At 68.7% G+C, this 12,388-nt stretch carries 13 protein-coding genes and 1 pseudogene; 6 read left to right on the top strand and 8 right to left on the bottom strand.

Features of this window, described 5'->3' with window-relative positions:
• Positions 1-9 precede the first annotated feature (9 nt).
• Both IF129_RS05415 and IF129_RS05420 read right to left on the bottom strand, forming a co-directional pair.
• On the bottom strand, positions 10-510 hold the full coding sequence (locus IF129_RS05415; RefSeq protein ID WP_191208321.1) for a hypothetical protein: 501 nt from the start codon (positions 508-510) through the stop codon (positions 10-12).
• Positions 511-531: 21 nt separating this feature from the next.
• Complete coding sequence (locus IF129_RS05420) at positions 532-930, bottom strand: ACT domain-containing protein (RefSeq protein WP_191208322.1); 399 nt, start codon at positions 928-930, stop codon at positions 532-534.
• 161 nt (positions 931-1,091) lie between these two features.
• Between IF129_RS05420 and dhaK the strand changes: the two genes are divergently transcribed.
• Genes dhaK through IF129_RS05435 form a run of 3 tightly spaced genes read left to right on the top strand, consistent with a single transcriptional unit; the run spans position 1,092 to position 3,171 of the window.
• On the top strand, positions 1,092-2,084 hold the full coding sequence (gene dhaK / locus IF129_RS05425) for a dihydroxyacetone kinase subunit DhaK (RefSeq protein WP_191208323.1): 993 nt from the start codon (positions 1,092-1,094) through the stop codon (positions 2,082-2,084).
• A gap of 26 nt (positions 2,085-2,110) precedes the next feature.
• On the top strand, positions 2,111-2,764 hold the full coding sequence (gene dhaL / locus IF129_RS05430) for a dihydroxyacetone kinase subunit DhaL (protein ID WP_191208721.1): 654 nt from the start codon (positions 2,111-2,113) through the stop codon (positions 2,762-2,764).
• Positions 2,761-3,171 carry a PTS-dependent dihydroxyacetone kinase phosphotransferase subunit DhaM gene (locus tag IF129_RS05435; RefSeq protein ID WP_191208324.1) on the top strand — a complete coding sequence of 137 codons (411 nt, stop codon included), beginning with the start codon at positions 2,761-2,763 and terminating at the stop codon, positions 3,169-3,171. Before dhaL ends, IF129_RS05435 begins: the two co-directional genes overlap by 4 nt.
• A gap of 144 nt (positions 3,172-3,315) precedes the next feature.
• Here the strand turns inward: IF129_RS05435 and IF129_RS05440 are convergent, their stop codons facing one another.
• From IF129_RS05440 to fabG, 5 genes are all read right to left on the bottom strand, one after another.
• Entirely contained in the window at positions 3,316-4,314 is a 999-nt protein-coding gene (locus tag IF129_RS05440) for a quinone oxidoreductase family protein (RefSeq protein WP_191208325.1), read from the bottom strand.
• A gap of 108 nt (positions 4,315-4,422) precedes the next feature.
• Positions 4,423-4,974, bottom strand: a complete 552-nt coding sequence (locus IF129_RS05445; RefSeq protein ID WP_191208326.1) for a hypothetical protein — start codon at positions 4,972-4,974, stop codon at positions 4,423-4,425.
• Positions 4,975-5,187: 213 nt separating this feature from the next.
• The gene (locus IF129_RS05450; protein WP_191208327.1) at positions 5,188-5,841 is read right to left on the bottom strand and encodes a DsbA family oxidoreductase; all 654 of its coding nucleotides are present in this window, start codon (positions 5,839-5,841) and stop codon (positions 5,188-5,190) included.
• A gap of 34 nt (positions 5,842-5,875) precedes the next feature.
• Positions 5,876-6,787 carry an NADP-dependent oxidoreductase gene (locus IF129_RS05455; RefSeq protein WP_191208328.1) on the bottom strand — a complete coding sequence of 304 codons (912 nt, stop codon included), beginning with the start codon at positions 6,785-6,787 and terminating at the stop codon, positions 5,876-5,878.
• Between the two features lie 61 nt (positions 6,788-6,848).
• Positions 6,849-7,634 carry a 3-oxoacyl-ACP reductase FabG gene (gene fabG / locus IF129_RS05460; protein ID WP_191208329.1) on the bottom strand — a complete coding sequence of 262 codons (786 nt, stop codon included), beginning with the start codon at positions 7,632-7,634 and terminating at the stop codon, positions 6,849-6,851.
• 300 nt (positions 7,635-7,934) lie between these two features.
• On the opposite strand from fabG, the gene IF129_RS05465 reads away from it, so the two are divergent.
• Positions 7,935-9,203 carry a beta-ketoacyl-[acyl-carrier-protein] synthase family protein gene (locus IF129_RS05465; RefSeq protein ID WP_191208330.1) on the top strand — a complete coding sequence of 423 codons (1,269 nt, stop codon included), beginning with the start codon at positions 7,935-7,937 and terminating at the stop codon, positions 9,201-9,203.
• A complete protein-coding gene (locus IF129_RS05470; protein ID WP_191208331.1) occupies positions 9,200-10,411 on the top strand; it encodes a beta-ketoacyl synthase N-terminal-like domain-containing protein in 1,212 nt (403 codons plus the stop codon). The genes IF129_RS05465 and IF129_RS05470 overlap by 4 nt, the downstream gene beginning before the upstream one ends.
• A gap of 50 nt (positions 10,412-10,461) precedes the next feature.
• Here the strand turns inward: IF129_RS05470 and IF129_RS05475 are convergent.
• Positions 10,462-11,664: pseudogene (locus IF129_RS05475) on the bottom strand (IS110 family transposase).
• A gap of 211 nt (positions 11,665-11,875) precedes the next feature.
• Between IF129_RS05475 and IF129_RS05480 the strand changes: the two are divergent.
• Positions 11,876-12,331, top strand: coding sequence for a nuclear transport factor 2 family protein (locus IF129_RS05480; RefSeq protein ID WP_191208332.1), 456 nt, complete (start codon positions 11,876-11,878; stop codon positions 12,329-12,331).
• The last annotated feature ends 57 nt before the right edge of the window (positions 12,332-12,388 follow it).

The following is a 12,388-nucleotide window of genomic DNA, read 5'->3' on the forward strand; positions in this document are numbered from 1 at the left end:
CGGCCACCGTCAGCGCTGCTGGAACAGCTCCGCCGGGAGCGGCTTGAGCAGCTGGTAGAGGTCGTCGGTGATGGGCCGGTCCCAGCTGGCGATGGTCACGAGGACCCCGTCGCTGCGGTCGAACTGCACGCAGGCGATCCGGCCCTCGGTGCAGGTGATGCGGCGCACGATCAGCAGGTTCCCGTCATGCATGACGGGGCAGTCCTCCGTACCGGTGACGGTCACCGGCTCGTCCATCTCCAGCGCGGCGAGCAGCTGGGCCACCTCGAAGGGCACCTCGCCCTCCTCGATGTCCCGCGCGGGCGAGCCGTCCGGCAGATTGCCGATGATCATGGCGGGGCCGCGGCCGCCGAACAGGTCGTACCGCAGGAAGACCCCCTGGCAGCTGCCGTCGGGCGCCGGGAGAAGCCCCGCTCCGAGGTTTCCCGGCCAGTCCTCCGGGTCCATGGCGAGGACGTCGAAGTCCGGACCGGCGGGCGACGCGGGGCTGCGGCGGCGGAGGAAGGACATGCCGCCATGGTACGCGGGCCGCTAGCGCGGACGGCCCGCCAGGTCCTCCAGGACGGCGACGGCCACGGACGAGCGGTCGTAGGGCACGAAGAGGTGGTCGTGGTGGTATCCGGCCACGACGTTGCAGCTGATCCCGGCCTCCGCGAGGGCGGTGGAGACGGCGGCCGTCAGCCCGACCGCCGCCAGCGCCGAGTGCACGCGCAGCGTGATCCACCCGGCGACGTAGTCGTACGGGAGGCCCGCCGCGTCCGCCTCCTCCTTGGTGATCACCAGAGTGCTGCCCTCGTCCTCGGTGACGGAGGCGACGGGCCGCACGCCGTCGGGCGCCGGGCCCACGACGGTGGTGAAGACGTAGGCCCCGTGGCGCAGATCGGGCCGCATGTCGCTGAGCAGTTTCGACAGATCACGTTCGCCTGACACGCTGCCACCCTATGCCGGGGGAAGCCGGGCACGCGCGGAGGACCCCGTCCCGCGTGCCGTCGACGCGACGGCCGGACCCGCGTGGTGCTGTGGTGGGACGGCCGTCCGAGTGGAAGAGTGACCGGTGGACCGCCTACGCCGGGACCGACGGGAGTCTTGCCGTGAAGCAACTGATCAACGTGCCCGAACGCGTGGTGACCGACGCGCTGCGCGGTATGGCCGCCGCCCATCCGGAGCTGTCCGTGGACGTGGAGCGACGCGTCGTGGTCCGGCGCGACGCGCCGGTGGCGGGCAAGGTCGCGCTCGTCTCGGGCGGCGGCAGCGGGCACGAGCCGCTGCACGGCGGGTTCGTCGGCCCGGGGATGCTCGACGCCGCCTGCCCCGGCGAGGTGTTCACCTCCCCGGTCCCCGACCAGATGGCCCGGGCGGCGGCAGCCGTGGACAGCGGCGAGGGCGTGCTGTTCGTCGTGAAGAACTACACCGGCGACGTCCTCAACTTCGACATGGCCGCCGAGCTGGCGGAGGACGAGGGCGTGCGGGTCGCGAAGGTGCTCGTGCAGGACGACGTGGCCGTCACCGACAGCACGTTCACGGCCGGGCGGCGGGGCACCGGCGGCACGCTCTTCGTGGAGAAGATCGCCGGTGCCGCCGCGGCCGAGGGGGCACCGCTGGAGCGGGTGGAGCGCGTCGCCCGGCGGGTGGCCGAAGCCTGCCGCAGCTTCGGCGTGGCGCTCACCGCCTGCACCACCCCGGCCAAGGGCGGGCCCACGTTCGACCTGCCGCCCGGTGAGCTGGAGCTGGGCATCGGCATCCACGGCGAACCGGGACGCGAGCGCCGTCCGATGATGACGTCCGGCGAGATCGCCGACGCGACGGTCGACGCGCTGCTGGCCGACGATCCCCCGAACGGCCCCGTGCTCGCCCTCGTCAACGGGATGGGCGGCACGCCTCTCCTGGAGCTGTACGGCTTCAACGCCGAGGTACAGCGGGCACTGGGCGAGCGCGGCGTCGCGGTGCCGCGCACGCTCGTCGGCAACTACGTCACGTCGCTCGACATGGCCGGCTGTTCGGTGACGCTCTGCCAGGTGGACGAGGAGCTGCTGCGGTGGTGGGACGCGCCGGTCGCCACCCCCGCGCTGCGCTGGGGACGGTGAGCGGGTTCGTGGGCGAACAGCGGGACATGCGCGACGGGCGGGAGCCGACGGGAGCACCTCGGGACGCCGCGTTCTTCCGGCACTGGCTGACGGCAGTCGCCGAGGCCGTCGAGGAGGAGGCGGACCGGCTGACCGAGCTCGACTCGGCCATCGGGGACGCCGACCACGGGACCAACATGCGGCGCGGGCTGGCCGCCGCGGTGTCGGCCGTCGAGGAGGAGCGGCCGCCCACACCGGGAGCGGTGCTCGTGCTCGCCGGGCGCACCCTCGTCTCCACCGTCGGCGGGGCGTCGGGGCCGCTGTACGGCACGCTCCTGCGCCGGACGGGCAAGGCGCTCGACGACGCCCCCGAGGTCGATCTCGGGGAGCTGGCCGGGGCGCTGCGCACCGGCGTGGACGCCGTCGCGCGACTCGGGGGCGCCACCGCCGGTGACAAGACCATGCTCGACGCGCTGCTGCCCGCGCTCGACGCACTCGGCGACGGCCTCGACGCCGCGGCGCGGGCTGCGGAGAAGGGCGCGGGCGACACGGTCCCGATGCGGGCCCGCAAGGGGCGCGCGAGCTATCTGGGCGAGCGCAGCATCGGCCACCAGGACCCGGGGGCGACGTCGTCGGCGCTGTTGTTCACCGCCCTGGCGCGCACCGCGCGGGCGGCGGACGGAGAGGGTGGTACCCCGTGACCGCTCAGCCGCAGGTGGGCCTCGTGCTGGTCTCCCACAGTCGCGAGGTGGCCGAGTCCGTCGCCCGGCTGGCCACCGGGTTGGCCGCCGGAGGCGCGACGGCGCCGGCCGTGGCGGCCGGCGGTACACCCGACGGCGGGCTGGGCACGAGCGCCGAACTCATCGCGGACGCCGCCCGACGGGCCGACCGGGGAGCCGGGGTGGTCCTGCTGGCGGACCTGGGCAGCGCCGTGCTGACCGTCCGGACGCTGCTGGCCGACGGGGACGAACTCCCCCCGGGGGCGCGGCTGGCGGACGCCCCCTTCGTGGAGGGGGCCGTGGCCGCGCTGGTGACGGCCTCGGCCGGTGCCGACGCCGCCGCCGTGGCGGCCGCCGCCGAGGAGGCCTACACCTACCGCAAGACGTAGCCGCGCGGCCTGGCGACGTGGACACCGACATGCCCCGCCACATAGCGCCTCAAGCGGATGGAAGGGCCTCACGGAGCGACCGGTACGGCAGAGCGCAGAATTGCCGTCCGAACCGCGGTGCCCGGCCTCCCACAGGAGCGGCAGTCAAACCGTCGCTTCCGTGAGGAGGACGATCCGGCCGATGTGAGAGCGTTCCTCGATCATGCGATGCGCCTCGGCCACACGCTCTAAGGGCAGCGTGGCGTGGATCGCGTGCGTGATCGATCCCTCGGCGAGCGCCCCGGCCAGCACCCCGTGGTGGCGTAGGTAATCGGCGTGACGGGCCGCGCGCCACTGGGACAACGCGAACCCTGTCAGGAATTTCATGCCGATGAGCTCCATGGGAGAGATTCGGGGCACATCGAGCCCTCCACCCGCCGAACCGTAGAACACAAGACGGCCGAAGGGGCCCAAGAGCTGGACGCCCTGACGCAGAACCTCGCCGCCGACGCTGTCCAGGATGACGTCGACCCCACGGTCACCGGCCGTCTCCCGCACCGTCTCGGCCCACGACTCCTGGCGGTAGTCGACGACGACGTCCGCACCGATACTCCGGGCGAACTCTCGCTTTCCCGGAGCGCCTGCGGTCGCGATGACGAGCCCGGCTCCAGCACGCTTGGCCAGCTGGACCGCCAAGTGCCCGATACCTCCGGCCGCCGCGTGCACAAGAACGGATTCGCCGGGCCGCAACGCTGCCGTTGCCAGGGTTCCCGCAGCGATGGGGCCTGGCGAGGGGATTGCCGTCGCCACCGCTGCGTCCAAGCCCTCAGGAACGGACACCAGCGTGGCTGCGTCCACTACCACGTAGTCAGCGTAGGCGCCGTGCAGAGTGAAGGCGCCGATCCGGTCGCCCACACCCACTCCGGGCGCGTCCGGGCCGACAGCGGCCACCCGCCCGATGACGTCGCCGCCAAGAACGATGGGAAACTCGGGCCGCCACATCGGTGCGGGAAAGATGTTGCGGCGCATCTGAGTCTGAGCGAAGCCGACGCTGATGGCCTCCGTCCTGATCAGAACTTGACCGGGCCCGGGTTGGGGAATGGGCACCTCCTCCACCTGGAGGGTGTCGGGGGCTCCGTACTCGTGGATGCGAACGGCACGCATGTGGACGTTCCTCCGGACAAGGTGTCAGAACAGCGGGTGAGAAGCCCTGGGTGGCGCCGGGGGCGAGCACCACGTCGTGTCGGCACCCGGCCCCCGTCACCGATCAGGTCAGGGGGCGACCTGTGTGGTGGAGAACACCACGGGCTCGGCCGGGTCGGCATAGCACTCGAAAGGGTCCCACTCGTTCGTGACGGGCTGAAGTCGATACCAGCCGAAGGAGGTGTCGTCGAACCCCGAGCCACCGACGCCGGTCGTCAAAGAAGCCGGCCCTGCGGGAGCACGCAGAATGACGTTCAGGTTCGGAAAGTCGAACTCGACGCCACCAGCCCATTCACCGTCGGACTTGACACGCAGTTCGCTTCCGCTGCGCTCAACCCACTGGTGTGCCGATCCCAGGTTGCTGCCCCCCGAGAGCCAGTAGCCGATGATCTTCGCGTTGGCTGGCGTCTCGTAGTTCATGGACACACTGTTGAGCAACTTGTTGTAGTCGGCGACCGCCTTGATCGGAGACGAGTCGAACGTCACCTTGAAGTACTGCCTCGGCGCCACTTGGGCGGGAGCGGTGGTGGTGAAGGTCCGGGAGTACTCGACGGGTATCCACTCACCGGCGTAGCGAGTCCGGCAAACGTACGGCACCGTCGAACCGACGCTGTCAGCCACCGTTTCGGAACCTCCTGCCGTCGAGCTCGATGCAGGGAGGGCGGAAGCCGTCACCATACCGAGGGAGGCGACTAAGCCCCCCAGTATCGTTGTACGTCGCACAAGTGGTCCTTTCTCTCTCGCCACGGGCGGAGCAGACCGCCCGTGGCCACCCTTGACGTTGACCCTGGAAAGGTGCTGGAATGTCGGTCCAGCGTTCACAGCACATTTGTCTCAGCCGGATGTATCGGCCTTCTTCTGCCACTTCGACCAGGCCTTCTCGAGTTCCAGCAGCAAATCGCCCGGTTTCTTCACTACGGAAACGGGGCGAGCACCGTCAACGCATACCGAGGGCACACTGCGGACCCCACGAGCAGCCGCGAGAGCCTCGTCGGAACGGACCCGCTCCGCGTACTCGTCGCCGTCGAGCAAGCGCCAGACCTCAGTGACATCAAGGCCCGCTCTCACTCCACGCTCGGCGAGCACGTCGGGGTCCGCTACGTTCACCGCGTCGGTGTGGTACGCCTGGAACAAGGCCTCGACGACCTCACTGCCTCGACCACGGGCCTCACCCAGTTGAACGAGGCGATGCGCGTCAAAGGTGTTCACCGGGCGGGACAGATGAAGGTTCAACTCGATTCCTTCGTCCGCTCCCTGGGAACGGATGAGTGCGATTCTCGCCGGCACGTCGGCCGGACTCATCCAGTGCTCCATCGCCCCGGCTGCGGTCACTCCCGGGCTCGCGGACTGGTCGGGCGCCAGCTCGTAGGCGCGTCGGACGAGTCTCACTGCCTCCCGGTGGGAAAAACTCTCTATGGCTGCCGCGATACGACGCTCGCCGATGTAGCACCACGGGCAAAGAACGTCGAAATGCAGGTCGATGTCCATTGACGGCCTCATCGTCGAGCACGGGGGCATCACGTCATGCCACCGTAATGACGGTCTTGCCGCGAGCGTGACCGGTTTCAATCAGACGGTGAGCCTCGTGTGCCTGATCGAGGGGAAACGTACGGGACACCTCGATACGGAGTTCGCCCCGCGCGTAGATTTCGGCGAGTTCGGCGAGACGGGACTTGTCCCGCTGGCTGAACACGGCACGCACCCCGAGTTCGTCGACCCGCCCGAAGTCAACGAGTGTGGCGATTCTCTTCCTGTCTTCGATCAGCTCCACGGACGTGTCCAGGGCGGCGCCGCCCACCGCGTCGAGAGCCACGGAGACGCCCTGAGGGGCAGCAGCACGGACGCGCGAGGTCAATCCGTCGCCGTAGACGATCGGAACGGCGCCGAGGTCACGAAGAAAGGCATGATTGCTCTCACTCGCGGTGCCGATAACGTGCGCACCCCGCAGTTTTGCGAGTTGCACAGCTACGCTGCCGACCCCACCGGCTGCGGCGTGCACCAGGAAGGTATCGCCAGCACGCACACCAAGCGCCTCCAGTGCGGTGTGAGCCGTCTGCGCGGAGGCCGAGAAGGCGCCGGCGACCTCCCACGGCATGGTGGCGGGCTTCTTGACGACCTGGCTCGTCGGAACGACGAGGTATTCGGCGTAGCAGCAAAGGATCGCCCAACCGAGGACCTCATCCCCCACGCTGAACTCACCGACATCGTCGCCGAGAGCGTCTACCGTGCCGGCGAAGTCGTTGCCGACGATCTGGGGGAAGGTGATCGACGCTCCGGGCGGAGTCCAACCGCCGCGTACGGCCGCGTCATAGGCCTGGACTCCAGCTGCCCGCACGCGTACACGCACATGACCGGGGCCGGGCTCGGGGATGTCGACGTCTGCGGTGACGAGCACCTCAGGTCCGCCGAACTCGTGAAACACAGCTGCCTTCATGAAAATGCCTCATTCTCGCTCGGCCCCGTGCCAGGGTCGTCGACCCCAACCGGGGAGGTGTTCAGTAATTGCCCAGCCCACCGCAGACGTTGAGCGCCTGGGCGGTCACCGATCCGGCTTCCTCGGACGCAAGATAGCCGACCATCGCGGCCACCTCGTCCACGTCCACGTATCGTCCGATCGGTACCCGCGCGGTGACCTTCTCGGCGGCTTCTTCAACGGAGATCCCGTAGGACTGTGCGTAGTGATGACGCACCCGTTCGGCCATCGGTGTCTCGACAAAGCCAGGGCATACGGCGTTCGCCGTGATCCCGGTTTTGGCCAGGTCGAGTCCGAGAGCCTTGGTGAAACCCACCACGCCGTGTTTCGAAGCGGAGTACGGGGCAGCGGTCACCGCTCCCTGCTTTCCAGCGGTTGACGCGATGTTGACGATGCGCCCCCACCCCCTGCTCAGCATGTTCCCGGCGCTGAGCGTTTCGCGGGTTACGAGAAAGACACTGTGGAGGTTGGTATTGATGACGTCGTACCAGAGCTCATCCGACATCTCGGCCACAGCTCCTCCGCCACTGCGACCAGCGTTGTTGACGAGGACGTCGATCGCCCCGTGGCCACCTACCGCGCCCTGCACCAACCGTTGGACATCTCCCCGGTCGGTGACGTCGCACACCGCTCCGTCGACCTGCAGGCCGGCGGCCCGTAGGTCGACGAGCGTCTCGGCCAGACGCTGCTCATCCCTGCCACATATGTAGACGAACGCTCCCTGCGCAGCCAGGCGAGCAGCGACCGCACGACCGATACCGCTCGTCGCTCCGGTGACGAGCGCCACTCTGCCGTTGTGCACACTCATACCCAACTCCGCTCCGAAGGTGACGTGGCCCGCTCCCGACTCGTCGCCGCGCGGCGGGCCGAGCAGCGCCGGGCAGAGGATGGCAGCAACTTCTCGAGCCGCCCTCGAGGCGAGATCGACTCGCCACACAGCATCTCGATTGAGCCGCTGTGGCCTGTATTGCACCAAACGACCCGATCGCGAGCCGTTCTTGAGACGGGCAACGCAGCGTCGCCTCATCACGACCACGCCGGGGGAACACGGCTGCCACGTGAGCAGCCCGAGGAGGGGACCACTGATGTCTGTCTTCAGGGGGTACCGATGAGACGTCGTGTCGTCATCACGGGAATGGGCGTGCGCGCTCCGGGGGGATCGGACGTCGAAGCGTTCTGGGACCTACTTCGTTCCGGGCGAACGGCGACGCGCTCCATTTCTTCGTTCGACGCTTCGTCCTTCAGGTCGCAGGTCGCCGCAGAGGTCGACTTCGACCCGCGAGAGAACGGGCTCACTCCACGCGAGATCCGCCGTATGGACCGGGCCACTCAGTTCGCTGCCGTCTGCACCCGTGAGGCTCTGGCCGACAGCGGGCTGGACAAGGGCTACGTCGAGGCCCATCGAGTCGGTGTCGCCCTGGGCAGTGCGGTGGCCTCGGCGACAAGTCTGGAGAACGAGTACCTCGTCATGTCGGACAGTGGTCGGGACTGGGTGGTGGACCCGCAATACCTCTCACCCCACATGTTCGACTACCTCAGCCCTGGCATCATGCCGGCCGAGGTGGCCTGGGTCTGCGGCGCCGAGGGTCCGGTGACCATGGTTTCCGACGGCTGCACGTCAGGCCTCGACGCCGTGGGCCACGGCGTCGAGCTGATTCGCGAAGGCACCGCCGACATGATGCTCGCGGGGGCCACGGACACACCCATCACTCCCATCGTGCTGGCCTGCTTCGACGCGATCAAGGCGACGACTCCGCGGAACGACGCGCCGGAGGCGGCCTCTCGACCGTTTGACGGCTCACGCAACGGCTTCGTCCTCGCCGAGGGATGCGCAATGTTCGTGCTGGAGGAGTACGAGCACGCCAGAGCCCGCGACGCACACGTCTATGCGGAGATCACCGGATTCGCTACACGCTGTAACGCGTACCATATGACGGGGCTGAAAAAGGACGGTCGGGAAATGGCGGCGGCGATCGGGAGTGCGATGAACCAGTCCCGCGTTCCGGCATCGCGGGTCGACTACGTCAACGCCCACGGGTCGGGCACCAAGCAGAACGACCGGCATGAGACAGCCGCTTTCAAGCGAGCACTGGGTAGCCACGCCTACGACGTGCCAGTGAGCTCCATCAAATCCATGATCGGCCACTCGCTCGGGGCCATCGGATCACTCGAGATCGCCGCCAGCGCCCTCGCGATCCAGCACGGCGTGATTCCTCCCACCGCCAATTTGCACACCCCAGACCCCGAGTGCGACCTCGACTACGTGCCACTCCACGCGCGAGAGAAGCGTATCGACACCGTGCTGACCGTGGGCAGCGGTTTCGGAGGCTTCCAAAGTGCCATGGTGCTGCGCGCGGCGGAAGGGGCTAGGATATGACGACGGTCCTCATCACCGGTCTAGGGCTGTTGGCGCCCAACGGCATCGAGACGGACGCGTACTGGAAAGCACTGCTCGACGGCAATTGTGGCATACGCCCGCTTGAGAACTTGGACGTCGCTGGTTTTCCCTCGTCCCTCGCCGGGCAAATCGACGACTTCGACGCAGGGGCACACCTCCCGGGCCGACTACTCCCCGGCACCGACCGATCGACTCAATTGGCGCTCGTGGCCGCCCAGCGGGGCTTGGCCGAGGCCGGCCTCCCGAACACCACGACGCAGGACTACGACATCGGTGTAGTCACTTCCAACGCCCTCGGTGGCTTCGCGTTCACCCATAAGGAGTTCCACGCTCTGTGGAACGAGGGCCCGAGATCCGTCAGTGTGTACGAGTCCTACGCCTGGTTCTACGCCGTGAACACGGGCCAGGTGTCGATCCGCCATGCCCTGCGCGGGCCGGGTACCGCCCTGGTGGGTGAGCAGGCCGGCGGTCTAGACGCGCTGGGACAGGCCCGCCGCTCCATACGGCACGGCACCAGGGCCGTCGTCGCAGGTGGGGTCGATTCGGCTCTCGACCCGTGGGGATACGCATCGCAACTCGCCGGTGGCTTCGTCTCCACCGTTAAGGACCCGTCCCTGGCCTACCAACCCTTCGGGACGGACGCCTCCGGCTTCGTGCCGGGGGAAGGCGGTGCCTTTCTGGTCCTCGAAGACGCGGAATGCGCCGTCGAGCGGGAAGCGAAGCTGCACCACGGTGTCCTGGCTGGATACGCCTCCACCTTCGATCCGGCACCCGGCACCGGTCGCCAATCGAATCTCGGTCGTGCGATGGCCGCCGCGCTGCAGGACGCGGGCCTGGTGGCGAAGGACATCGACGCCGTTTTCGCCGACGGCGCCGGAACCGCCGAACTCGACGCCGCGGAGGCCGAGGCTCTGTGTGCGGTGTTCGGTGCTCACGGTGTACCGGTGACGGTGCCGAAGGCGCACTACGGCCGTCTCTACGCCGGAGGCGGCCCGCTGGATGTGGCAACCGCCTTGCTGTCGATGCGTCATGGCACGGTTCCCGCCACGCCTACGCGCTCGGAAGTGCCAGCCAAGTACGGTCTGGACCTCGTCAGGGAGGCCCGCGAACAGAGAGTTCGCCACGCCATGGTGATCGCCCGTGGGCGGCACGGTTTCAACTCGGCCGTCGTCGTCAGCGGCCTGTGACACGCGGTGCCGTGCGCGGCATGACCAGAGAAGGAGTCTCAATGACGAAGTCAAGCCGCTTGCGTGGCGGGTGGGGTGGGGGTGAAGACTCGTTCATCACGCAGGAGGGCCCACAGCACGCTGGCTCGTCGGCGGGCGAGGGCGATGACGGCCTGGACGTGCTTGCAGCCCTCGGCGCGCTTCTTGAGGTAGAAGTCCCGGTTCGGCCCGTCGCGGATGATGCTGGTCTGCGCGGACATGTAGAACACCCGGCGCAGGCGGCGGCTGTAGCGTTGGGGGCGGTGCAGGTTGCCGGTGCGTCGGCCGGAGTCGCGAGGGACGGGCACCAGGCCGGCCGCCGAGGCCAGGTGGCCGGCGTCCGTGTAGGCCGTGAGGTCGCCTGCCGCGACGACGAACTCGGCGCCGAGTATCGGACCCATGCCGGGCAGGGACTCGATGATCTCGGCCTGCGGATGACTGCGGAACGTCTCACGGATCTGCTGGTCGACCCGCTTCAGCCGGTCGTCCAGTGCCGGGATCTGCGCCGCCAGATCCGCCACGATCTGCGCGGCGACGTCCTCACCGGGCAGGGAAGTCTGCTGGGCCTGTGCCGCTTCGAGGGCGGTGGCCGCGACCGTGTCGGCGCCCCGGACGCTGCGGCCGGCAAGCCAGGCGGTGAGCCGGGCCCGACCGCGGCGCCGCAGGGCGGCTGGCGTCTGGTACCCGGTGAGCAAGACCAGCGCGCCCTTGTGCGAGCTGAAGTCGAAGGCCCGTTCCAGGGCGGGGAAGACCCCGGTCAGTACGTCGCGGAGGCGGTTGATCATCCGTACCCGGTCGGCCACCAGGTCCGAGCGGTGGGCGGTCAGCAGCGCCAGGTCCGCGGCCAGCTGGGCGGGCACGTCGATGGTGGCGAAGTCCCGTCGCTGGCGGGAGGTCTCGGCGATGACTTAGGCGTCGCGAGCGTCGGTCTTCGCCTCGCCCCGGTAGGCGCCCGACATGCGGTTGACGGTGCGGCCGGGGACGTAGACGGCCTGCTGGCCGTGGGCTGCGAGCAGGGCCAGCAGCAGCGCGGAGGACGTTCCGGAGATGTCCACCGCCCAGGACATCTTGTCCGCGAGGTCCAGGATCTCGCCCATCGCGGTCAGGATCGCCGCTTCGTCGTTGTCGATCTTCTTCGACCACAGCGTCGAGCCGGTCTCGTCGACCGCTGCGGCCCAGTGGTGGCCCTTACCCGCATCGATGCCGGCCCAGACCTGGGTCCTTCGCTCGCTCACTCACCCCTCCTCGTTCCGCACGGCATGCCGTCGGCCCGAGGAACGCCCCGCTGTCATCTCCGTAATCAGCGACCGCACGAAGCGCGCACATCTCAATCAGCAGCCAGGGCGCCCCGGAGAGCCGGGCGGCCACTCCTTCGAAGCCACTGATGGCAGAGAACCATAAGCCACACCCGGCCCTCCCGGGCCGCCTAACAACTTACGGAGAGCCATGACCATAGCGACGAACGGACGGCCGACCGGCGCGATCATCATCACCGGTTCGCTCTACTCCGAAGTACTGCACTTCTACGCTCACCAGATGCAGAGCCTGGACGCCCGGAGGTTCGAAGACTACGCAGCCTCGTTCACCGAGAGCGGCGTCTTCCGCCACTCCCCACACGCGGAACCGGCCGTGGGGCGCCCGGCAATCGTGCAGGAACTCGTAGACTTCCACCGGAAATACGATCCGGCCACCGTCCGTCGGCGCCACTGGTTCAACCAGATAGCGCTCACGGCTCAATGCGACGGCACGGTGAAGTCCACTGCCTACGCGCTCGTCACGACCATTCGGCCCGGTGAGAGACCGGAAATCAACCCGAGCTGCCTGGTGCACGACGTTCTCGCGGTCGAGGGAACCACCGTCCGTGTGGCCTCGCGTCTGATCACGCACGACCACATCTTCTGAGGCGCTTGTGCTGCAGGGCCCGCCGCACGGGGAGCCGTGCGGCGGGCCCTGCAGCTT

Source organism: Streptomyces chumphonensis (assembly GCF_014779715.1).
Taxonomy (GTDB): domain Bacteria; phylum Actinomycetota; class Actinomycetes; order Streptomycetales; family Streptomycetaceae; genus Streptomyces; species Streptomyces chumphonensis.